The organism is Roseibium litorale (assembly GCF_014842915.1).
Lineage (GTDB): Bacteria > Pseudomonadota > Alphaproteobacteria > Rhizobiales > Stappiaceae > Roseibium > Roseibium litorale.
On record NZ_JACYXI010000014.1, the window covers coordinates 19950 to 40661 of the forward strand.

At 63.1% G+C, this 20712-nt stretch carries 21 protein-coding genes; 11 read left to right on the forward strand and 10 right to left on the reverse strand.

Annotated elements, in window-relative coordinates:
- Window positions 1-2: 2 nt before the first annotated feature.
- The 3 genes from dctP to IG616_RS18740 form a co-directional block, all read right to left on the reverse strand.
- Complete coding sequence (dctP, locus tag IG616_RS18730; RefSeq protein ID WP_192149731.1) at window positions 3-995, reverse strand: TRAP transporter substrate-binding protein DctP; 993 nt, start codon at window positions 993-995, stop codon at window positions 3-5.
- Between the two features lie 73 nt (window positions 996-1068).
- Entirely contained in the window at window positions 1069-2025 is a 957-nt protein-coding gene (locus IG616_RS18735; RefSeq protein WP_192149732.1) for a beta/alpha barrel domain-containing protein, read from the reverse strand.
- Window positions 2025-3212 carry a CaiB/BaiF CoA transferase family protein gene (locus IG616_RS18740; protein ID WP_192149734.1) on the reverse strand — a complete coding sequence of 396 codons (1188 nt, stop codon included), beginning with the start codon at window positions 3210-3212 and terminating at the stop codon, window positions 2025-2027. Before IG616_RS18740 ends, IG616_RS18735 begins: the two co-directional genes overlap by 1 nt.
- A gap of 89 nt (window positions 3213-3301) precedes the next feature.
- Here IG616_RS18740 and IG616_RS18745 point away from each other — a divergent pair, with 89 nt between their 5' ends.
- Together IG616_RS18745 and IG616_RS18750 are read left to right on the forward strand one after the other, a co-directional pair.
- A complete protein-coding gene (locus IG616_RS18745; RefSeq protein ID WP_192149736.1) occupies window positions 3302-4231 on the forward strand; it encodes a LysR family transcriptional regulator in 930 nt (309 codons plus the stop codon).
- Between the two features lie 317 nt (window positions 4232-4548).
- Window positions 4549-5082 (forward strand): hypothetical protein, encoded by a 534-nt coding sequence (locus IG616_RS18750; protein ID WP_192149738.1) that lies wholly within the window; start codon window positions 4549-4551, stop codon window positions 5080-5082.
- Window positions 5083-5196: 114 nt separating this feature from the next.
- Here IG616_RS18750 and IG616_RS18755 read toward each other — a convergent pair whose 3' ends face one another.
- Window positions 5197-6153: an MBL fold metallo-hydrolase gene (locus tag IG616_RS18755; RefSeq protein ID WP_192149739.1), complete on the reverse strand. Its 957-nt coding sequence runs from the start codon at window positions 6151-6153 to the stop codon at window positions 5197-5199.
- Between the two features lie 102 nt (window positions 6154-6255).
- Here IG616_RS18755 and IG616_RS18760 point away from each other — a divergent pair, with 102 nt between their 5' ends.
- Complete coding sequence (locus IG616_RS18760) at window positions 6256-7143, forward strand: LysR substrate-binding domain-containing protein (RefSeq protein WP_192149741.1); 888 nt, start codon at window positions 6256-6258, stop codon at window positions 7141-7143.
- Between the two features lie 138 nt (window positions 7144-7281).
- On the opposite strand, the gene IG616_RS18765 is transcribed toward IG616_RS18760, so the two are convergent.
- The 5 genes from IG616_RS18765 to IG616_RS23390 all read right to left on the reverse strand — a co-directional run bounded on the left by IG616_RS18765 (window position 7282) and on the right by IG616_RS23390 (window position 12481).
- Window positions 7282-8700: an amidase gene (locus IG616_RS18765; protein WP_192149743.1), complete on the reverse strand. Its 1419-nt coding sequence runs from the start codon at window positions 8698-8700 to the stop codon at window positions 7282-7284.
- On the reverse strand, window positions 8697-9992 hold the full coding sequence (locus tag IG616_RS18770) for a TRAP transporter large permease (RefSeq protein ID WP_192149745.1): 1296 nt from the start codon (window positions 9990-9992) through the stop codon (window positions 8697-8699). Before IG616_RS18770 ends, IG616_RS18765 begins: the two co-directional genes overlap by 4 nt.
- Window positions 9993-9998: 6 nt before the next feature.
- Window positions 9999-10553, reverse strand: a complete 555-nt coding sequence (locus tag IG616_RS18775) for a TRAP transporter small permease subunit (protein WP_192149747.1) — start codon at window positions 10551-10553, stop codon at window positions 9999-10001.
- A 112-nt stretch (window positions 10554-10665) separates the two neighbouring features.
- On the reverse strand, window positions 10666-11697 hold the full coding sequence (locus IG616_RS18780) for a TRAP transporter substrate-binding protein (RefSeq protein ID WP_343072398.1): 1032 nt from the start codon (window positions 11695-11697) through the stop codon (window positions 10666-10668).
- Window positions 11698-11779: 82 nt separating this feature from the next.
- Window positions 11780-12481: an FCD domain-containing protein gene (locus IG616_RS23390; protein WP_192149750.1), complete on the reverse strand. Its 702-nt coding sequence runs from the start codon at window positions 12479-12481 to the stop codon at window positions 11780-11782.
- Window positions 12482-12765: 284 nt separating this feature from the next.
- Here IG616_RS23390 and IG616_RS18790 point away from each other — a divergent pair, with 284 nt between their 5' ends.
- The 3 genes from IG616_RS18790 to hydA are packed head-to-tail and all read left to right on the forward strand — an operon-like array spanning window position 12766 to window position 15853.
- Complete coding sequence (locus tag IG616_RS18790; protein WP_192149752.1) at window positions 12766-13503, forward strand: maleate cis-trans isomerase family protein; 738 nt, start codon at window positions 12766-12768, stop codon at window positions 13501-13503.
- A gap of 14 nt (window positions 13504-13517) precedes the next feature.
- Complete coding sequence (locus IG616_RS18795; RefSeq protein WP_192149754.1) at window positions 13518-14462, forward strand: polysaccharide deacetylase family protein; 945 nt, start codon at window positions 13518-13520, stop codon at window positions 14460-14462.
- Window positions 14459-15853 (forward strand): dihydropyrimidinase, encoded by a 1395-nt coding sequence (hydA, locus tag IG616_RS18800; protein WP_192149756.1) that lies wholly within the window; start codon window positions 14459-14461, stop codon window positions 15851-15853. Before IG616_RS18795 ends, hydA begins: the two co-directional genes overlap by 4 nt.
- A gap of 112 nt (window positions 15854-15965) precedes the next feature.
- Here hydA and phnF read toward each other — a convergent pair whose 3' ends face one another.
- Window positions 15966-16730 carry a phosphonate metabolism transcriptional regulator PhnF gene (gene phnF / locus IG616_RS18805; protein WP_281393180.1) on the reverse strand — a complete coding sequence of 255 codons (765 nt, stop codon included), beginning with the start codon at window positions 16728-16730 and terminating at the stop codon, window positions 15966-15968.
- 106 nt (window positions 16731-16836) lie between these two features.
- On the opposite strand from phnF, the gene phnG reads away from it, so the two are divergent.
- Genes phnG through phnK form a run of 5 tightly spaced genes read left to right on the forward strand, consistent with a single transcriptional unit; the run spans window position 16837 to window position 20712 of the window.
- Window positions 16837-17274 (forward strand): phosphonate C-P lyase system protein PhnG, encoded by a 438-nt coding sequence (phnG, locus tag IG616_RS18810; RefSeq protein WP_246476315.1) that lies wholly within the window; start codon window positions 16837-16839, stop codon window positions 17272-17274.
- The gene (phnH, locus tag IG616_RS18815; protein WP_192149760.1) at window positions 17271-17879 is read left to right on the forward strand and encodes a phosphonate C-P lyase system protein PhnH; all 609 of its coding nucleotides are present in this window, start codon (window positions 17271-17273) and stop codon (window positions 17877-17879) included. Before phnG ends, phnH begins: the two co-directional genes overlap by 4 nt.
- Before the next feature lie 3 nt (window positions 17880-17882).
- Complete coding sequence (locus IG616_RS18820) at window positions 17883-19010, forward strand: carbon-phosphorus lyase complex subunit (protein WP_192149762.1); 1128 nt, start codon at window positions 17883-17885, stop codon at window positions 19008-19010.
- Complete coding sequence (locus IG616_RS18825; RefSeq protein WP_192149764.1) at window positions 19007-19882, forward strand: alpha-D-ribose 1-methylphosphonate 5-phosphate C-P-lyase PhnJ; 876 nt, start codon at window positions 19007-19009, stop codon at window positions 19880-19882. Before IG616_RS18820 ends, IG616_RS18825 begins: the two co-directional genes overlap by 4 nt.
- Window positions 19879-20712 (forward strand): phosphonate C-P lyase system protein PhnK, encoded by an 834-nt coding sequence (phnK, locus tag IG616_RS18830; protein ID WP_192149766.1) that lies wholly within the window; start codon window positions 19879-19881, stop codon window positions 20710-20712. Before IG616_RS18825 ends, phnK begins: the two co-directional genes overlap by 4 nt.

Here is a 20712-nt window from a genome sequence, read left to right on the forward strand (position 1 = left end):
GCTTACTGCAGCTTTTCGATCAGCTCGAGCAGCTTGGCACCGTCTTCGCCGGTTTCCTTGGCAAACTCGGCGTCAAAGGCTGGCTTCATGACCGCCTTCAGGGCCGCGTTTTCCTCATCCGTGGCGATGTAGACCTGAACGCCCTTTTCTTCCAGCTGCTTGGGAGCGGCGGCTGCCGCTTCCTGCGAGGCTTCCAGCGCCCAGCCGGCAGCTTCGATGCCAGCCTGTTCAATGGCTGCCTTCGACTTGCCGGACAGGCCCGCATACCAGGACGGGTTCACATAGCCATGCAGATAGGCGGCCAGAACCGGAACCACGGTGAAGTGATCCTGCACTTCATAGTATTTGCGGGAATAGCCAGCGGCCACGTCGGTCACGGCGGCGTCAATGGTGCCGGTTGCCAGCGCCTGATAGACTTCGGAGCCCGGCATTGCGACGGTGCTTGCGCCCATGGCGGTCAGGCCGGAGTCAAAGGCCTTGTTCAGGCCGCGCATCTTGATGCCCTGGAAATCGGCCGGAGCCTTCAGGAAACGGCCCTTGGTGGTGAAGACCGAGGTGTTGGTCTGGAACATCCAGACAATGTTGTGAACGCCCTTGTCTTCCAGCTTTTCTTCCAGAAGCTTGGCAGCGTCAGAGGTCGGCCACTTCTTCCATGCGTCGATGGAGGACATGGTGTAGGGCCCAAGCGTCACGTTCATCAGCGGCAGGGTCTTGCCCCACTGGAAGTTCAGCGAGAAGGCGCATTCGATATCGCCCTTGGCGACGGAGATGATGTTGTCGTTGGCCTTGACCAGGCTGTCCGCGCCAAAGACCTGGACGTCGATTTCACCGTCGGACAGCTTTTCCACTTCCGCGGCCCAGCGGTCGACGACCTTGGCGATGTGGTGCGCGGGCGGCAGCTGGTGGCTGCAGCGCATTTCGGTCGCGGCAGATGCGATGGTTGCGGTCGATGCGGACAGGACCAGAGCCAGTCCAAGTGCTTTCAATGTTCTCATTCTTTCCTCCCAGAGTTTTATTGGCATTTTTCAACCATGCCCCTGACCGCTCCCACATGTCAGGGGGCATTTCTCAGGCGCGCCACTCCATGTTTTGCGGTGGCCCGGATTTCGCCAGAGCGCCGTAGAACACGTCTTCTGGCATGGACCCTTCCGCAACCTGCCGGGCGGCGGCAAGGCCGGTCAGGTCGATCCCTGTTCTGAAACCCATGGTTTCACACAGATAAACCAGATCCTCAAAAACCACATTCCCGGTTGCACCGGGCGCAAACGGGCAGCCGCCCAGCCCGCCAAGAGAGCCATCCAGAACCCGGGCTCCGTTGTCGAGAGCCGCTGCCGCATTGGCGATGCCCATGCCACGCGTGTCATGCAGATGCAGGATGAAGGGCCTGTTCCCGCAGAGCCTGTCCAGCGCTGCCGACAGCTGACCAACCTGCCTGGGCCCGGCGTAGCCGACCGTATCAGCGGCGCCCACGATATCCGCACCGGCGGCCAGGCAGTCCTCCGCCAGGCGCAGCACCTCTTCGGGGGCGACCGCACCGGAAATCGAGCAGCCGAAGGACATGGCAAGCCCGGCATTGACGATCTTGCCGGGCGCAACGGCATCGCGCATCTCCGCCACGCGGCGGACCAGCCCCACAGCCTCGGCACGCGAGCGGCGCATATTGGCTTGGCTGTGCTCCTCCGTGGCCGAGACTACGCAGACGATTTCGCCAACGGCGGTTTGCACCGCCTCTTCCGCGCCCCGTTCATTCAGGGCGAGCGCTGCGGAATGACCGCCTTCCAGCGCCGCGACAGCCTCCACCATCTGGCGCACATCGGCAAACTGGGGGAAGCGGGTGGGGGGAAGAAACGAGCCAATTTCGAAATGGCGCACACCGGCGCCATGCTCGTGATGCAGCCAGGCGCGCTTGGCGGCGCTGTCCGGAAAGGTCTTCACCAGCTGCAGCCCGTCGCGCAGACCGACTTCGCGCAGGGTGACCCGGTCAGAGGGGTAAATGCGTTCTCTTCTGTCCCCTGTGGCACCCATCACGCGGTTTCCTTCACGCCGCCGGTTACCGCCGCAATCGCTGCCTCATCCAGCCCGATGCTGGTGAGGACCGTGGTGGTGTCCGCGCCAACCCCGGCAATGTCGAGGCCGAAAGGTTCGGGCGCAGCGCCATCCACCTCAATGGGGAAGCCCGGCGCGCGGAAGGTCTGGCCCTCGGGCAATCTCGACGCATAAAGGCCGCCCGGCCGGTTGACATGCGGGTCCTGATACATTTCCGCAGGCCGGTGAATGGGGGAGAAGGGAATGCCCGCCGGCTCGAAGGCCGCAATCAGGCTGTCGAAATCATGTTTGCGCACGGCCTCGGCCACCACCGGAATGGTCCAGTCTCGGGCGCCGATCTGATCCATGCGGGTCTGCAGGCGCGGATCGTCCTTCAGGGCGCCAAGGCCGAGCAGGCCGCACAGGATCGCCCATTGGCCTTCGGTGACGGCACCGATGAAGATCTGGCGGTTGTCGCGGGTCTCGAAGATGTCATAGACCGGCCAGGAGAATTCACGCTCCGGCATGGGCGGGGCCTCGCGGCCCTCGATGTCATATTGCACCATGTGCTGGGCCACGAGCAGCAGGCAGTTCTCGAACAGGCCGACGCGCACCGCGTGGCCCTTGCCGTCCTTCTGCCGCTGGATCAGCGCGCCGAGCACGCCGAAGGCGCCGAACAGCCCGCCCATGATATCATTTGCGGACGAGCCGATGCGCAGCGGCCGGCCGGTCGGGCCGGTCATATAGGCCATGCCGGTCATCATCTGGACGACCTCGTCCATCGCCGTACGGTTCTCGTAAGGGCCCTTCAGGAACCCCTTGCAGGAAGCGACGATCAGCGCGGGGTGGCGCTTGCGCAGCTCGGCGGCGGAAAAGGCCATCTTGGCGAGGGATTCGTCGCGGAAATTTTCCAGGAAGACATCGGCGGTCGCGATCAGCTTGTCCAGCGCATCGCGTCCTTCGGCCGTCTTCAGATCCAGGGTGATCGACCGCTTGCCGCGGTTGAAGGTCGGATAGAAGCCCCGTCCCATGCCGGTCAGGTGCCGGGTCTTGTCGCCCTCCGGCGGCTCCACCTTGATCACTTCAGCCCCGAGAAAGCCGAGGAACATGCCGCAGGACGGCCCCATGATCATGTGGCTCATCTCGACGACGCGGATTCCCTCCAGCGGCTTAAAGGCATCAGACATCTATGGTTCCTCCTGAAGGAACCCTAGCCAAGGCTTCTCCATCGAGATATTACAATGTTTCGATAATATCATTCTGATTTATAGAACGCATGGACAGCCGCCAGCTCCGCTACTTTGCCGCCATCTTCGAGCACCGTAACCTGTCCAGCGCGGCGGCGACCCTGCGTGTGGCCGCCTCGGCGCTGAGCCATCACCTGTCCAATCTGGAAGCGGAACTTGGGTGTGTCCTGTTCGACCGCAAGCCGCGCGGCATGGAGCCGACGGCGGCGGGCCACCGGCTATACGACCACGCCCGGGTGATCCTGAAGTCGATCAGCGCGGCGGAAGCGGACCTGCGCCAGGCGGGCGGCAAGATCGCCGGTGCCGTGTCCGTGGGGATGGCCTATTCCGTGGTGAAGGCCATCGGCGTCGACCTGGCCCGCCGGGTGCTGAGCGACTATCCCCATGTGGATCTGGCTTTGACGGAAAGCCTGTCCGGGGCGACGCTGGCGAGCCTCATGGCCTCGGACGTCGACATTGCGATGGTCTATAATCCGCCGGCAGATCCGCAACTGCGCATGCGGGCCGTTCTTGACGAGCGCCTGGTGCTGGTGGGCAAGCCCGGGATCATTGGCGGGAGCCTGGAGCCGATCCCCTTCAATGAGGTGCTGGACCTGCCTCTCATTCTTCTGCGCCAGGGGGTTTCGGCCCGGGCGATCCTGGATGACATGAGCCTTCTGAAAAAGATCGAAAGCCGGGCGAAGCTGCAAATGAACTCTGTTCAGGCGATTGCCGGTTCGCTGGAGGCGGGCCTTGGCTGCGTGATCGGCAACAAGCTGTTCATGGCGGACCAGATTGCCCGGGGCGATGTCCATGTGCGCCCGATCACTGACCCGGTCCTGACCCGCACGCTTTATCTCTGCGAACTCACCAGCCGCCCGCCGACCTTCGCCATGGAAGCCATCCGCAATCTCATCCTCGACCTCACCCGCACCGCCGTGCGCAACGGCAAATGGGAAGGAACACTGATCGGGGAGTGAGAGAAGAAACCGTGACGCTCCTCCTCAACGCGTTGAAAGAGAAACCGGACGAATAGAGATTTTGTCTTGTTGATCTGGCCTCACAGTAGACTAAAAGCGGAAGTTCCAGAAATTTTTCAATAATATCAATAGCTCTCTTGTCATGACCTGACCGGGGTTCTAGTCAGGTGGCCGGGCGTGTCCGTCTTCAATTCGGGACACACTTTCTGCCGCGTGCGGATTTCTTGGGGCAGCAAAGGGCTGGCCTTCGCAAGACGGATTGCAGCCCGGGCAACTTGGGTAGTCCGGGCAATTGAGGAAGTTGGGGGGAATTTGGAATGATTTTGAGACGTCTTGCTTTGATGCTGGCCTTGCTGCCGGTCACGCCTGCGGCGGCGGAGCCTTTCTCCAGCGGGGACTGGGAAGCAGCAAAAATTGGCGGGAAATGCCTCGTCTACACCAACAGGTCAGCCCGGGACACCTCCGGCTCCCTGCAATTCAGCTTTGATGTCAAAGGCTATAACGCGGACTTCAGCTACGAATACGAGCCCTACACGGCCAATGAAGACGCACCCTGGAGCGACACAGACACGGTTCTGATCTCGGTCGACGATGAGGAAATCTGGCTGGGAGAAGAAATGTCTCCCGTTGGCCAGTCCAATCCGAACCGCCTGTCGATGACCTCCGGCTTCGTCAAGGACATGGTAGCGGCTGTCGCGAAGGCCGGGCAGATGATCGACATATCGGTCGAGCGGGAGAGCCTCGGCGAAACCTGGCTCTATGGCCGCTTCTCGCCTGCCGGCTTCAAGGAAAGCCTCTCGAAGGCTGCCGAAATGTGCGATTTCGACCCAGCCAAGCTGCCAGAATCCTGATCTGGTCAGATCTGGCCTGGTCGTGCCTTTCCAGATCGTCCGGCGGCACCCGATGCAGGTGCCGCCGCGCGGCTTCAGCCACCCGGGAATTTCAACCGGTGTTCAAACGCCCGGTTACTCCGCGTAGTTTAACGGGATGAAGCCATACATCGTTTCATCCCGCACCACATGGCCGATTCCCGGAAATGGGATATGTGCGCCGGCAACCAGATACTTCTGCTCGGCCGCTTCTTCCAAAGCAATGGCGCGGGTTTTTACGGCTTCGTGGCCATCAACGTCAAACGTGACATAGACGTCCGGATCATCGAACTGGATATAGTCTCCGTGGACGATATCGCCCCATATGACAAGCTTCTGCCCCTTCGAGGAAATCACGATCGAACTGTGACCGGGCGTGTGCCCCGGTCTGGGGATCGAGTCAAAGCCGGGTAGCGGCGGCGTGTTTTCCTTGAACAGCCGGATGCGGTCCGCTTTGATGTACGGATCAAGCGAGGCCTTTAAGCGGGTGAAGTCCGCCTCCAGTTCCTGAAGCTGTTTGGGGCGCGCAGAGCGGTTGATCCAGAAATCATATTCGCTTTCGGCAACATGAATGTCTGCGTTCGGATACTGCGGGATGCCGTCAACGGTCAGCCCTCCGCTATGATCGGCATGAATATGCGTGAGCACGATGGCGTCGATTTGCGGCGGTTGATAACCCGCATTGGCCAGATGGGAGATCAGCTTCCCCGCGACCGGGCCAAATAAAGTGCCTGTCCCTGCATCGACAAGAACGAGACGCTTCCCATCATTGATCAGGAACGCATTGATGGAGACATGGGGTTTCGTGCCAAGAAAATTGGCATCGAGTTCCTGCTGCAATTTGTCTTCGGCTTCATCCTGGTAAATCTTTGCAAGCGGCAGCGGCATGGTTCCATCTGAAATCGCGGTAATTTCCAGATCGCCCAGCATGAAGCGGTAGAACCCCGAATTCGCCACCTGTGAAAATGCGGCGGCTGGGAAGGCGATGCGAGGGGCGAGAGGCAGCATCGCGGATGCGGCTAAGAGAGACAGCGCTTGTCGGCGGGTGGTCATTGGTTTCTCCTTTGTATGATGGACCGGAGATAGCCATTGCCGCCCGTGCTGATTACCACTATTTTTCGAATTTCAGTGTTCTGAAAATCTAAGTAATTGCCAGTGACGGATCTGAACAAGCTCAAGATTTTTCTGGAAGTTGCCCGCACCGGAAGCTTTTCGGCTGCGGCGGCCCGGCTTGGTATTCCGGCAAGCAGGGTCAGCCGCAATATCTCTGAACTGGAAACGGATCTTGGCACGATCCTGCTGCTGCGAACGACGCGCCGCGTGTCTCTGACTGAAGCGGGAACCCAGCTTCTCGACATCACCGGAAAGCCCATTGAAACGCTCGACCAGGGGATCAACAGCTTCCTGACGTTTGGCCGGGCTGCCCGTGGCACCTTGCGTATTGCAACCTCGGTGAGTTTCGCACTGACCTTCCTTCCGGAGATCCTCGCCGATTATGGAAAGCGATGCCCTGAGGTTAAGGTGGATGTTGCAACCAGCCATCGGAACGTCAACCTGACTGGCGATAGCATCGACGTCGCGATCCGCACGGGCGAGCCGGCGGATAGCAACATGATCTACCGGAAAATCGGTCAGATAAGACAAGGGCTTTTCGCAGCGCCGGGCTATTGCAGCGCATTGAAGCTGTCTTCCCCCGACGATCTGCACGCGGCCAGGTTCATCGCCCATCGAGCGCGGATGAACCGGGATATTCTGGACGTGTCATTGTCGAACGGTCAGGACCGCTTCTCGTTGAAGCGGGTTCCTGCTTTGATTGCCGACGATCCCGCAATTGCGGAGAAAATCGCGATCAGCGGGGCCGGTATTGCATTTCTGAGTTACGATCTTGCGGCGGACAGCATCAGCCGTGGTTTGCTGCAGCCGGTGCTGCCGCAGTGGTCCGGGCCCGCAGTCCCTGTTTACTACCTTGTGCACAGAGGAACGGCCAAGCTGACGAAAATCGCAGAGTTCCTCAAATCAGCTCGTAAGATCATGGCGAAATGAAACGCGGGCGCCGCTAAAAATCGATAGCTGCTTTGACGCGCCCTGGGACATGACGGCGCCTCAGCGGGCCTGCCTTCACCCCGGCAGCATTCCCAATCGGGATGACGTCCTGGACCTGCCGCTGATACGCGAAGTTGCTCACCCCTCTTCAGCCAATGCGGGCCATGTGTGCGGAAAGGGAAAAGCCGTCTCGATCTGCCGCGCCAGACGCAGAAGCCGCCAGTCGCGGTTGAAGCCGCCGATGAGCTGGATACCGATTGGCATCCCTGTCCTGGAGGGCTCAGCGGGCAAGGTGATGGCCGGGTGGCCGATGGCATTGACCCAGCCCGTATAGACCGCATGGCCGCGCGGCCCCACCGGCTGACCATCAATCTCCGGCGGATAGTCTATGCTGATGGCCCAGGGCATGGCGGCGGCAGACGGCGTGAGGATGGCATCCACCTCGCAAAAGACCCCGGCCGCCTTGCGTCTGAGACCGGCAATGGCATCCATCAGCGCGAAGAAGCCGCCGCAGCCGGTGGCGCGGCCTTCCGCTGCCATGTCCCGGTATTTGGCGGAGGCCTTCTGGAAATCGTTCCCGATCGTCTGTTCCAGAAACGCCAGCCCGCTCTTGCCAATCAGCGGCCAGCCTGCGGTCAGCGGAGAAATATCCAGCGGCAAGGGGCCCTCCGTAACCGTGTGGCCCAGCTCCTTCAGCTGATCCGCGAAGGCGCGGCAGGAGGCGGCAATGGTGGGGTCCAGCGGGGCATCACCAAAGTGCTCCACATAGAGGATCTTCAGCGGGCCGGGCGCCTGATCGAGGCTTGCCCCGGCCTCCTCTTCTTGCCTGTGCCAGGACCTTGGATCCAGCGTATGCGGACCTGCCATGGTCTGGAAGATCAGGGCCGCATCTTCCACCGTGCGGGTGAGGGGTCCGATCACCTCCAGATCCAGGAGGATCTGGGGCAGGCACTCTACGCGCGGCACCCGCCCGATGCTGGGTTTCAGGCCGATCAGGCCGGTGTATCCGGCGGGCCGGCGGATCGAGCCGCCGCCATCGGTGCCAAGGGCGGCGGGAAAGAGCCCGGCCGCCACCCCCGCGACAGAGCCGCCGCTGGAGCCGCCGGGGGTCAGGGCCGGATCGAACGGGTTGCGGGTGGGGCCGAAGAGCGGATTGTCGGTGAAGCCTTCCAGGGTGAACTCGGGCACATTGGTCTTGCCCAGAATGACCATGCCGGCAGCCTTCAGCCGGGCGACCGCGATTTCATCCGCATCCGGCACATAATCCGCATAGCTGGGGCTGCCCCAGGTGGTGCGGATGCCTGCGGTGAGGATGTTGTCCTTGACCGCCAGGGGAATGCCGTCGAGCGGGCCAAGCGGGCGTCCCTCCGCCCGGCGGCGGTCGGAGGCCTGTGCCTGGGCCTCCGCCTCCGGATTGGGGGTGACAAGCGCGTTGAGCTGCGGGTCCAGCTTGCGGATCCGGGCGGTGAAGGCCTCCAGCAGGCTCACCGCCGTGACCTCTCCGGCTTGCAGCGCTGCGGAAAGCCCGGTCAGGGGCAGGCGCCAGACCTCCGTCATTGGAACATGCTCTGCGGCAGGAACAGCACGATCTGCGGGAAGGCGATCAGGAGCAGGGTGAAGACCAGCATGATCACCGCATAGGGCAGGGCGCCGCGCACCGCATCCATGAAGGGGCCGCCGTCGAGCCGCACGCCATGGACCACGTAAAGGTTCATGCCGACGGGCGGAGTGATCAGGCCCAATTCGCACATCAGCACGACAAAGATGCCGAACCAGACCGGATCGATGCCTGCGGCCACGATCACCGGCACGGCGATGGGAATGGTCAGGACCTGCATGGACAGGACATCCATGAACATGCCGAGCACCAGATAGAACAGGATCAGCACCAAGAGCAGGCCGGTGGCCGACAGGCCCAGGGAGGCAATCCAGGTGGTCATGGCCTGAGCCGCGCCGGTCAGGGACAAGGTGACGTTGAGCACGAAGGCGCTGGTGACGATCAGGAGCACCATGCCCGTAGTCTTGGCGGTCTGGATGAAGCAGCGGTTGAGGAAGTCCTTGGTGAACTTGCCATGCAGGGCAACGAAGATCATCGCGGCCACAACGCCGAGCGCGGCGGATTCCGTGGGCGTGGCAATGCCCAGATAGATCGAGCCCATGACGATGAAAAAGATCACCACCGGCGGGAACAGGGCCTTCAGCGCCCGCAACTTGACGGCAAGCGGCGCGGAGACTTCGGTCATGCCGTGTTCGCCCCGGTTGGCGAAGGCAATGTAGCCCATGAAGCAGAGGGTCAGGAGCACGCCCGGCACGATGCCGGCGACGAAGAGCTGGCCAATGGACTGCTCCGCCATGGAGCCATAGACGAGCAGGTTGACGCTTGGCGGAATGAGGATGCCGAGCGTGCCGCCTGCCGCCAGGCTGCCCAGCGACTTGTCACTGGCATAGCCGCGCTTGTCGAGGGTGGGCATGGCCACGGTGCCGATGGTGGCCGCGGTTGCGACGGACGAGCCGGAAGTGGCGGAAAACAGGGCGCAGCAGCCGATGTTGGTGTGCAGCAGGCCGCCCGGAAGACGGCCGAACCAGAGCGACAGCGCCCCGTACATCTGATCGGCGATGCCGCTGCGCAGCAGAAGTTCGCCAAGGAGAATGAACAGCGGGATGGCGGTCAGGAGGTTCTCGTTCTGAACGCCCCAGACAACGGCCCCCATGGATTCCACCAGCGGCCAGCCGAAGGCCAGAACACCGGCGACGATGCCGGTCAGGGCCATAACGGCGGCAATCGGAACGCCTGCCAGCATGATGGCCAGCATGAGGAAGAAGGCCAGGAAAATCGCGGTTACAGACATGCCAGATTACCTCTGCTCCAGATCGTCGAGTTCGTCGCGGAGCTCTTCCATGGCGCCTTTCGGGCCGAAGTTCCGGTTGATGGCGGCAATGTCGCCGCGCAGAAGGTCGCGGAGGCCGCATCCCAGCAACAGGACGCAGGCGAGGAAGAAGACGGCCAGCGCCCCGTACCAAAGCGATTGCGGATAGATCAGGGGCGTTGCCCAGGGCGTCGCGGCGGTGCTGCCATAGTCCAGCGTGTCCTTGATCACCGTGTAGCAATAGCGGATGAAGAACAGGCCGACGCCGGTGAGAAACAGCAGGGAAATGAGGTTCATCACCGCTTGCAGGCGCGGGCCGAGCCGGTCGTGCAGGAAGTCGATGCGCACATGCCCGCGTTCGATCAGGGCAACCGTGAAGGCGAGGGACCCGCAAATGGCGAGGACATAGCCCCCCAGCTCGTCGGCTCCCTGGAAGGAATGGTTGAAGAGCTTCCGGCTGACCGTCTCGAGGGAGACGAACAGGGACAGCCCCAGAAGCAGGATTCCGAAAATCCAGCTGACCGCGATGGTGAAACGATGCATGGCCCGGTTCCAGGATGCGCCGCACGGCACGCGCGGCAGGAAAGACGTTCATGCGCCGGACCCCGGGGCAGGGGCCCCTGAACTGAGATCCGGCGCATCAGGGCGGGATGGCTTACATGCCGAGGCGCTTGCCGACGGTTGCCTTCCAGTCAGCCGAGCAGGTCGGACGGGTGGCGTCGCAGACTTCTGCCCAGGCCGGGAAGGAGAGTTCCTTCACCGCATTCTGGACCAGAGCCAGATCTTCCTCGGAAATCGGCACTTCGGTGAGGTTGTACGGCTTGTTCAGCTCGCACGGGGTCTTGCCGACATTGCAGCGCATGGCATCGTCGAACAGCTCTTCCGAATAGACCCAGATGTCATCGACCAGGCCCTTGAAGGCCGTTTCCAGCTTGGCCTGCTCTTCCGGAGAGAACTTGTTCCAGGTGTCCAGGTTGATGCCATAGCCGTTGACGGCGATCTGGAAGGCGAGCGGCAGAACGTGGGTGGTGACTTCCGGCCAGGCGGCGGAGTTGGCCGAGCTCGGACCGGTCACGGCGCAATCCACGACGCCGCGGGAAAGCGACTGCTGCACTTCAGCAAAGCCGAGCGGAACCGGAATGCCGCCGACGGACTCGATGAACTTCGCCAGGTTCTGGTCATAGACGCGGACCTTGTAGCCCTTCAGGTCCTTGAGACCCTTGATCTCGGGCTTGCAGAACAGAACCTGCGGGCCGAAGGGCCAGACACCCAGAAGCTTGGTGTTGAACTTCTCCTGCAGGGCCTTGTCGACGATGGGAAGATATTCCTCGACCGTCTTCTTGCCATCCGCATAGGTCGGGTTCAGGCCGACAAGATCGAGGCCGAGAATGCTCGGGTCATCGCGGCTGACCTGGGACAGGCGCAGGGAGACCACGTTGAACAGGCCGCCCTTGAGGATGCGCAGTTCTTCCGTGTCCTTGATGCCCGTCACGTCCAGTGGCTGGAAATTGACGGAGATGTCGAGGCCGGTTTCCTTGGCCAGGTTCTCGAAGAAGGGAACTTCCTTGTTCTTCTGGATCAGGCCGGTGGAACCGGGCTGGCCGAGAACCTTGAGTTCGATGGTTTCTGCAAGAGCCGGTTGAGCCAGGCCGGCGGCGATTGTGAGGGCTGCTAAGATTTGACGCACTTGGAACTCCCCAGTTAGGTGACGGGAAGCACTTTGCAACCAGCATGCCACCCGCCGGACCAGCGCTGGGGAAGGCGCGCGCTCAGCCCCCGGCCGCAAACCCCTGAACAGCGCTTCCCGCGACATCACCCGTGCGTCTCACATGGGCCTTCAGGAGGCTTCCTGCACGCTCTGTATCGCCCGCTTCCATGGCCTCCATGATGGCGTCATGTTCGGCCATCGCCTCGTGCCAGCGGTCTTCGTCGGCCAGCGCCCAATAGCGGTAATGGCGGGCGCGGATCATCAGGTTTCCGTGGGTCTCGATCAGGATCGGGTTGCCGGACATTGCCACGATCTTCAGGTGAATCTGGTGGTTGAGCGCGAAATATTCCTTGCGCTCTCCGGCCTTGTGATGGCCCGCCATGCGATCGTGCATGGCCCGCAAGCGTTTGATATCTATCGGCTTTGAAACGGCGATCACTAGCTCGACGGCCAATTGTTCCAGTGCGGAGATGACCTGGAACAGCTGATGCATTTCGCCCGGCGTAAGACTGGCGACGCGCGCGCCCCGGTTCGGCAGATGCTCGATCAGGCCTTCGTGGGTGAGCGCCTTGATCGCCTCGCGCATCGGCGTTCTGGAGACGGACAGCGCCTCGCAAAGCTCCGTCTCCACGATCCGGTCGCCGTCCTTCAGCGTGCCCTCGATGATGAGCGTGCGCAGGTGCTCGGCGATCTCTTCCGGAAGGGACCGGCGGCGGATCGCATGCGTCTTTGTGGTTGTGTTTTTTATTTTCTCAAGCCGCACCGAAGCGCCCTTCCTGATCGTGTGATCTCATTTTCAGAAGATAGAAAATGCCTATAAGACAATCAACTAGGATTAAAATGTATACAGAATACAATATGGGATAAACAGAATATGCCATCCCCCGGCCGGAATGGACATACTCGGCGGAACAAGATCCAAAGGTTTGAAGGACTTGGCAGAAAAAGCGTGAGCCGCGCGGGCTTTGGCATGGGGGTTGCGACAGGAAAGGAGAAAGAGCGGCACAGCCCGCCCGCCCAAAGACCATAAAGACCGGAACCTGCAGAATGCCCCTTCCCAAGCGCCATCTCCTTGGCATGCTGACCCCGTCCTCCAACACCATCCTGGAACCCGTCACCGCCGCCATGCTGGCGGACACGGACACTGTCTCGGCCCATTTTGGCCGGTTCCGCGTCACGGAAATCTCCCTCGGCGATCAGGCTCTCGGCCAGTTCGATCTGGAGCCGATGCTGGCAGCCGCCGAGCTTCTGGCCGACGCCCGCGTGGGCAGCATCTGCTGGAACGGCACCTCCGCCGGCTGGCTCGGCTTCGACCGGGACGAGGCCCTGTGCGCGGCCATAACCGAGAGAACAGGGGTGCCTGCCTGTTCTTCCGTTCTGGCCGTCAACGAGATCTTCGCCCGCACCGGCGTCAGGCGTTACGGTCTGGTCACGCCTTATCTGCCGGAAGTGCAGGAGCGCATCATCGCCAATTATGCGTCCGCCGGCTACAACTGCGCGGCGGAACGCCATCTGGACCTGAAGGTCAATTACGCCTTCTCCGAAGTGACGCCCGAGCAACTGGAACAGATGATCCGGGAGGCCGCCGCCGAAGGCAAGCCCGACGCCATCGTCATCTATTGCACCAATCTGGCAGGCGGGCCCCTGGTCGAGCGGCTGGAGCAGGAGCTGGGCATTGCCATCTACGACACGGTCCAGACCGCGGTCTGGGCCTCCTTGCGCACCTGCGGGGCAGATCCCCGGCAGATCAAGGGCTGGGGCCGGCTGTTCCGGGACCTGGATTAAGCGGCGCACAGACCATGACCAGCTACAACAGAGACTTTCTCGGCTATGGCCCGCAGCCGCCCCAGCCCCACTGGCCGGGTCAGGCGCGGGTCGCCATCTCCCTTGTGATCAATGTGGAGGAGGGTTCCGAGTTCTCCATCCGCCGGGGGGATGAGGTCAATGACCGGATCTTCGACATGCTGGCCGAACCGTCCGGCCATCCGGACATCGCCATGGAGAGCCACTTCGACTATGGCCCGCGGGCAGGCTATTGGCGGATCATGCGGGTTCTGGAACGCCATAAGGTGCCCGCGACCCTCAGCGCCACCGGCGAGACCGCAGCCTTCTATCCCTGGCTGTTCAGGGATGCGGTCGGCCGTGGCCATGAAGTGTCGGCCCATGGCTGGCGCTGGGAGGCCCATGGCGCGCTGACACCGGAGCAGGAAAGCGGCCGGATCGCCCGCACCTTCGAGGCATTGGGCGAGGCTTCCGGCACGCCGCCTGTCGGCTGGCACACCCGTGGCACCGCAAGCCCCCTGACCCGTGACCTCCTGATCCGGCACGGCGGCTTCCTCTATGACAGCGACGCCTATGATGACGATCTGCCGAGGACGATCGGTGCGGACAGCACCCGGCCTCATGTCATCGTACCCTATGCGCTGGACACCAACGACATGCGCTTCCAGCTGCCCAACGGCTTCCGGGACGGGGCGGACTTTGCCCGCTATCTCTGCGCGGCCTATGACTGGCTGTGGGAGGAGGGGGCAACCTCGCCCAAGATGATGAGCATCGGCCTGCACATGCGCATCATCGGTCGGCCTGCCCGCATCGGCGGCCTTGCCAGCTTTCTGGACCATGTGGCCGCCCGGGGCGGTGCCTGGTTCGCGACCCGCGAAGCCATTGCCTGCCACTGGCTTCGCCAGCACCCGCTTCAGCCGTCCCCACAGTCTTTCCCGCAGCCCGGAGACATCCGCTCATGACCCCTTCCTTCGATACCATCATTTCCGGCGGAACGGTCGTCACCGCTTCCGACACGTTCAAGGCCGACATCGGCATCCGGGGCGGCCGGATCGTGGCCATTGCCGACACGCTGACCGGCGCCGCCGAAGTCATCGATGCCAGTGGCCGTCTGGTCATGCCCGGCGGCATCGACAGCCATGTCCATATCTCCCAGCCCTCCGGCGAGGGCGTGGTCATGGCCGATGACTTTGACAGCGCGACCCGCTCGGCGGCCTTTGGCGGCAACACCACGGTCATGCCCTTCTGCTTTCAGGAGCAGGGCCAGAGCCTGCGCGACGCCTTGAGCTGGTATCACGGTCTGGCCGAGGGCCAGTGCCATGTGGATGTCAGCTTTCACCTGATCGTCTCCGACCCGACACCCCAGGTGCTCGGACAGGAACTGCCGGCTCTGGCGGAGGAGGGCTACACCTCCTTCAAGATGTTCATGACCTATGAGGGGCTGAAGCTGACCGACCGCCAGATCCTGGAGACCATGACGGCGGCAAAGCTCTCCGGCGCGCGGGCCATGATCCATGCGGAAAACGACGACGCCATCAATTTCCTGCGCGATCAGGCCGAACTTGCGGGCGACACGGCCCCGAAATTCCACGCGCTCACCCGGCCCATTCCCGTGGAGCGGGAGGCGACCCACCGGGCCATTTCGCTCGCGGAAATCGCCGGTGTGCCGCTGGTGATCGTCCATGTCTCCAACCGGGAGGCCATGGAGGAAATCGCCAGGGCGCGGGCGCGGGGGCTGAAAATCTACGGCGAAACCTGCCCGCAATATCTGGTGCTGACGGCTGAGGATCTGGATAGTCCCCAGGGCGCCAAGAATGTCTGCTCGCCGCCGCCCCGCGACACGGCCAGCCAGGCGGCCTGCTGGGAAGGGATCGAGCAGGGCATCTTCAATGTCTATTCCTCCGATCACTGCCCCTTCCGCTATGACGACACGGCGGGCAAGAAGCATCCAATGGGCGAAAAGAGCTTCCGCTGGATTCCGAACGGCATTCCGGGCGTCGAAACCCGCCTGCCGATCCTCTTTTCCGAAGGCGTCGTGAAGGGCCGGATTTCCCCGCAGCGCTTCGTGGCGCTGACCGCGACCAACCACGCCCGGCTTTACGGCCTCTATCCGCGCAAGGGCACCATTGCGATTGGAGCGGATGCGGATATCGTCCTGTGGGATCCGGAGCGGCAGATAACCCTGTCCCAGGACATCCTGCATCACGGCTCGGACTATACGCCCTATGAGGGCTTTGAGGTCACCGGCTGGCCTGTCCTGACCATGGTGCGCGGGCAGGTCGTGGTTCGCGACGGAACGCTCTCCACCTCTTCCTCCGGCCTCCATATCCCAAGGGAAAAGCCGCAGGCGTGACGCCGGGAGGAGGGGGCTGGGCCACCAGGCAACGCCATCTCCCCGCGTCCATCATTGGGGCGGCACGCCAGGACCACGTGGAGATCCGCGCCCGAACCCCAATTTGCACCCCTCAGTTCTCCACCGTCAGCTGGATGCGGTCGGCGGCGAAGCGGGTGCGGGAGACCTGGACCGGGGTGCCTGCCTCGTCGACGTTGACAAGGTCCGTCACCAGAACAGGCGCCCCTTCGGCAAGCTGCAGCCAACGGCTTTCCTCCGGTTCCGCCAGCCGGGCAGAGATCTCCGTCTTCTTGCGGATGTAATCGGCAACGCCATGGGCGGCAAGCGCCTTGGTGATGGAGCCGGTCTCCGCGTAGCGGGAGACGAGGTCCGGGAACCGGTGCGCCGGGAACCAGTTCGTGCTGAGGGACACGGCGATGCCGTCGGCCACATGGAGGACCTCCAGTCTGTGAACCGCTTCCTGCCCCAGAGACAGCCGCAGCTTCTCCACCAGCCAGGGCTGGGCCGCTTCCCGTCCGCTGCCGATCAGCCGTCCGCCCGGCTCGCGCGACTGGCGGCTGATGATCTCGGAAAACCGGGTCCTCGGGCCAATCGGATAGGTGAGGGGAGAGGGCGCGTTTTCGACAAAGGTGCCGCGGCCCTGGCGTGAAGACAAAAGCCCTTGCGCCGAAAGCTCCGAAATCGCGCGCCGGATGGTGTGCCGGTTGACGCCGAAACGGGCCGACAGCACCTGCTCCGTGGGCAGTTTTCCGCCCTCTTTCCACGTGCCGTTGCGGATGTCGGTCCTCAGGCGCTCGGCAATCTGCCGCCACAGGGCGACCCCCGCCGTCCGTTCCATTTCCAGGTTCCCGCCAGGTTGTTCGTCCAAAAGGGCCATCGGCTGTCATGTCTCCGTCACTTACCGGCGCTAATCCTAGAGTCCTGAAATCTAGTTGTCTAGATTAGTAGATAAATTAGGCGTGGGTATGAACAGGGAAACAGCCATGACGCGGCAGGAAGCAATGGCAGTGCTTGCGCGCTCCAGCCTGGAGAAGTTGCGTGCCGCCTGGGACGGATGGGACAGCAAGCCGGCGACAGAGCTGCTGCGCGGGCCGGAGACCGGCATGATCATGATCCGGGGCCGGACCGGCGGCAGCGGCGCGCCGTTCAATCTGGGCGAAGCCAGTGTGACCCGCGCCACGGTGCGCCTCGGCACCGGCGAAGTCGGCTTTTCCTGCATTTTGGGCCGCGACACGGAAAAAGCGCGCCTTGCCGCGATTTTCGACGGGCTGTGGCAGCGTGATGGCGACAGGGGCCGGATCGAGCAGGATCTGCTGCTCCCGCTGGCAGAGCGCCTTGCCGCTGCGGACCGCACCGTCCGGGCGCAGACCGCCGCCACCCAGGTCAATTTCTTCACCATGGTCCGCGGAGACGACGAATGAGCAGCCTTTCCTACAGCGGCGGCTTTGCGGAGCCGGTGTTCGCGGCGCAGGCGGCCTTCCGCGCGGTGCTCGACGCCTTTGCCCGTCCGGGCAATGTCATTTCAAAGCCCGCTGAAACCCGCCCTCCGGAGCCGTTCCTTGGCGTGACGGGCGATCTTCTCTGCACTTTGGCGGATACAGACACGCCGGTCTTTCTGGCTCCTCTCGCAGACGAAGACAGCGCGGCGGCCGCCTGGCTCCGGTTTCACACCGGCGCGGAAGTGACCCGCGATGCCTCCAGGGCGGTCTTTGCCGTCTGTACCAGTCTCAAGGCCCTGCCGGCGCTCAGCCAGTTTCCGCAGGGCACGGCGGAGTATCCCGACCGCTCCACAACGCTGATCCTGCAGGTGGAAAGCCTGGAGGGCGGGGAGACGCAGGTGCTTCTGTCCGGCCCTGGGCTGGCGCAGGAGCGGCCCTTTGCGCCCAAGGGCCTGGCGGAGCCGTTCTGGCACGAGGTGGCCCGCAACAACGGGCAATACCCGCGCGGGGTGGATTTTCTCTTCGTCAGCGCTTCGGCCATCGCCGGGGTGCCCCGGTCCACCAAGATCCAGCTGCAAGGGGCCTGAACCATGTATGTTGCCGTCAAAGGCGGAGAAACGGCCATCCGGAACGCGCACCGGCTGGTGGCGGACAAGCGCCGGGGCGACCGGTCGGTGCCCTCTATCAGCCTGGACCAGATCGTCAATCAGCTGGCGCTGGCCGTGGACCGGGTGATGGCCGAAGGCTCGCTTTACGATCCTGAGCTTGCCGCGCTTGCGATCAAGCAGGCCCGGGGCGACATGATCGAGGCGATCTTCCTGCTGCGCGCCTTCCGCACGACCGCGCCCCGGTTCGGCTTTTCCGAACCGCTGGACACCTCGAACATGCTGGTGGAACGGCGGATTTCCGCCACCTTCAAGGATCTTCCGGGCGGCCAGCTGCTCGGCCCGACCTTCGACTACACCCACCGTCTGCTCGATCCTGAGCTCGCAGGCGATGCCGAGATCCCGGCTCCCGAGCTGGCGGAGGCCGGAGACGGGGTGATGCCGCGCGTCACCGATCTTCTCGGTCAGGAAGGCCTGATCGAAGCCGATGCAGACGCCGGCGAAGAGGCTGAGACCGGCGATCTGACCCGCGAGCCCCTGTCCTTCCCGGCGGACCGCGCGTTGCGGCTGCAGGCTCTGGCGCGGGGCGATGAGGGCTTCCTGCTGTCGCTCGGCTATTCCACCCAGCGCGGTTATGCGCGCAGCCATCCCTTTGCCGGCGAAATCCGGCTGGGCGAAGTGGAAGTGATGGTCGAGATCCCGGAGCTGGGCTTCACGGTGTCCATTGGCCGGATCGAGGTCACCGAATGCCAGATGATCAACCAGTTCAAGGGCTCGGCCAAGGTGCCACCCCAGTTCACAAGGGGTTATGGCCTGGTCTTCGGCCACGCGGAACGCAAGGCCATGAGCATGGCCCTGGTCGACCGGGCGCTGCGCTGGCGGGAGCTGGGCGAGGAAAAGACCGCCCCGGCCCAGGACGAGGAATTTGTCCTCTCCCATTCGGACAATGTGCAGGCGACCGGCTTCGTGGAGCATCTGAAGCTGCCTCACTATGTCGATTTCCAGGCGGAGCTGGAGCTGGTGCGCCGGATGCGCGCCAAACATGAGGCAGCCGTGCGTGACTCTGCCGGTCAGGACGAGAGTAAAGCCAAGCAGCAGGAGGCCGCAGAATGATCTCCGCAGCCTATAATTTCGCTTATCTCGACGAGCAGACCAAACGGATGATCCGCCGGGCCATTTTGAAGGCCGTTGCGATCCCCGGCTACCAGGTGCCTTTCGCCAGCCGCGAAATGCCCATGCCCTATGGCTGGGGCACGGGCGGTGTGCAGGTGACGGCAGCGGTGCTGGGGCCGGACGATGTGCTCAAGGTGATCGACCAGGGCGCCGACGACACCACCAATGCCGTTGCAATCCGGGGCTTTTTTGAAAAGACCGCCCGGGTCCGCACCACCACGGCGACGGCGGAGGCAACGGTGATCCAGACCCGCCACCGCATCCCGGAAGAGCCGCTGACCGCCGGACAGATCCTCGTCTATCAGGTGCCGATCCCCGAGCCCCTGCGGTTTCTGGAGCCGCGCGAGACGGAAACCCGCAAGATGCATGCTCTGACCGAATACGGCCTCATGCATGTTAAGCTTTACGAGGACATCGCCCGGCACGGCCATATCGCCACCACCTATGCCTATCCGGTGCATGTGGCCGGGCGCTATGTGATGGACCCCTCGCCGATCCCCAAGTTCGACAATCCGAAGATGAACGATTGCGAGGCGCTGCAGCTCTTCGGCGCGGGGCGTGAAAAGCGGATCTATGCCATTCCGCCCCATACCGAGGTGGTGAGCCTGGATTTCGAGGATCATCCCTTCCGCGTCCAGGAATTTGCCGAGCCCTGCGCCCTGTGCGGCTCGACCGGCGTCTATCTCGACGAGGTCATTCTCGATGACAGGGGCGGGCGCATGTTCGTCTGTTCCGACACGGATTATTGCACCAGCCACCGGCCTTCCGGCCCGGACGATCAGAGCGCTGCAGAATGGGAGAACGCCCGATGAGCCTTGCTCCTGAAACGGGTCTGGACACAGCCAAGGGCGCCGCTCCGGCCGCCGATGCGGACTTGCCGCTGCTGCGGGTTTCTGGTTTGAGCAAATTCTACGGTGACCGCGTTGGCTGCCGGGATGTCTCGCTTGCCGTGTGGCCAGGCGAAGTGCTTGCGATTGCAGGGGAAAGCGGCTCCGGCAAGACGACGCTGCTGAACTGCCTGGCAACGCGCCTGACGCCCACCTCCGGTGTGGTTGAGTACCGTATGAGAGACGGTTCCGTCCGCGATCTTTACCGACTGAGTGAGGCCGAACAGCGCCTCTTGATGCGCACCGACTGGGGTTTTGTGCATCAGAACCCGATCGACGGGCTACGCATGAATGTGTCCGCAGGTGCAAACGTCGGCGAGCGGCTGATGGCCGTCGGCGCCCGGCACTATGGCAAGCTGCGCAGCGAGGCGGAGCGGTGGCTGGAGCGGGTGGAAATTCCCGCCAGCCGGATTGATGACGATCCACGCGCCTTTTCCGGCGGCATGCGCCAGCGGCTGCAGATCGCCCGCAATCTGGTCACCGGCCCGCGTCTGATCTTCATGGACGAGCCGACCGGCGGCCTGGACGTCTCGGTGCAGGCCCGGCTGCTGGATCTTCTGCGCCAACTGGTTGCAGACCTGGGCCTCGCGGTGGTCATCGTCACCCATGATCTGGCGGTCGCCCGGCTTCTGTCCCACCGGATGATGGTGATGAAGGGCGGGGAGGTGATCGAGGAGGGTCTGACGGACCGGATCCTGGATGACCCGCGCGAGCCCTACACCCAGCTTCTCGTTTCCTCGATCCTGCAGGTGTGA

Excerpts from the sequence above, each read along its gene's own strand:
- dctP (WP_192149731.1), bottom strand. The coding sequence starts at position 995 with ATGAGAACATTGAAAGCACTTGGACTGGCTCTGGTCCTGTCCGCATCG.
- IG616_RS18735 (WP_192149732.1), bottom strand. The coding sequence starts at position 2,025 with ATGGGTGCCACAGGGGACAGAAGAGAACGCATTTACCCCTCTGACCGG.
- IG616_RS18740 (WP_192149734.1), bottom strand. The coding sequence starts at position 3,212 with ATGTCTGATGCCTTTAAGCCGCTGGAGGGAATCCGCGTCGTCGAGATG.
- IG616_RS18745 (WP_192149736.1), top strand. The coding sequence starts at position 3,302 with ATGGACAGCCGCCAGCTCCGCTACTTTGCCGCCATCTTCGAGCACCGT.
- IG616_RS18750 (WP_192149738.1), top strand. The coding sequence starts at position 4,549 with ATGATTTTGAGACGTCTTGCTTTGATGCTGGCCTTGCTGCCGGTCACG.
- IG616_RS18755 (WP_192149739.1), bottom strand. The coding sequence starts at position 6,153 with ATGACCACCCGCCGACAAGCGCTGTCTCTCTTAGCCGCATCCGCGATG.
- IG616_RS18765 (WP_192149743.1), bottom strand. The coding sequence starts at position 8,700 with ATGACGGAGGTCTGGCGCCTGCCCCTGACCGGGCTTTCCGCAGCGCTG.
- IG616_RS18770 (WP_192149745.1), bottom strand. The coding sequence starts at position 9,992 with ATGTCTGTAACCGCGATTTTCCTGGCCTTCTTCCTCATGCTGGCCATC.
- IG616_RS18775 (WP_192149747.1), bottom strand. The coding sequence starts at position 10,553 with ATGCATCGTTTCACCATCGCGGTCAGCTGGATTTTCGGAATCCTGCTT.
- IG616_RS18790 (WP_192149752.1), top strand. The coding sequence starts at position 12,766 with ATGCCCCTTCCCAAGCGCCATCTCCTTGGCATGCTGACCCCGTCCTCC.
- IG616_RS18795 (WP_192149754.1), top strand. The coding sequence starts at position 13,518 with ATGACCAGCTACAACAGAGACTTTCTCGGCTATGGCCCGCAGCCGCCC.
- hydA (WP_192149756.1), top strand. The coding sequence starts at position 14,459 with ATGACCCCTTCCTTCGATACCATCATTTCCGGCGGAACGGTCGTCACC.
- phnF (WP_281393180.1), bottom strand. The coding sequence starts at position 16,730 with ATGGCCCTTTTGGACGAACAACCTGGCGGGAACCTGGAAATGGAACGG.
- phnG (WP_246476315.1), top strand. The coding sequence starts at position 16,837 with ATGACGCGGCAGGAAGCAATGGCAGTGCTTGCGCGCTCCAGCCTGGAG.
- phnH (WP_192149760.1), top strand. The coding sequence starts at position 17,271 with ATGAGCAGCCTTTCCTACAGCGGCGGCTTTGCGGAGCCGGTGTTCGCG.
- IG616_RS18820 (WP_192149762.1), top strand. The coding sequence starts at position 17,883 with ATGTATGTTGCCGTCAAAGGCGGAGAAACGGCCATCCGGAACGCGCAC.
- IG616_RS18825 (WP_192149764.1), top strand. The coding sequence starts at position 19,007 with ATGATCTCCGCAGCCTATAATTTCGCTTATCTCGACGAGCAGACCAAA.
- phnK (WP_192149766.1), top strand. The coding sequence starts at position 19,879 with ATGAGCCTTGCTCCTGAAACGGGTCTGGACACAGCCAAGGGCGCCGCT.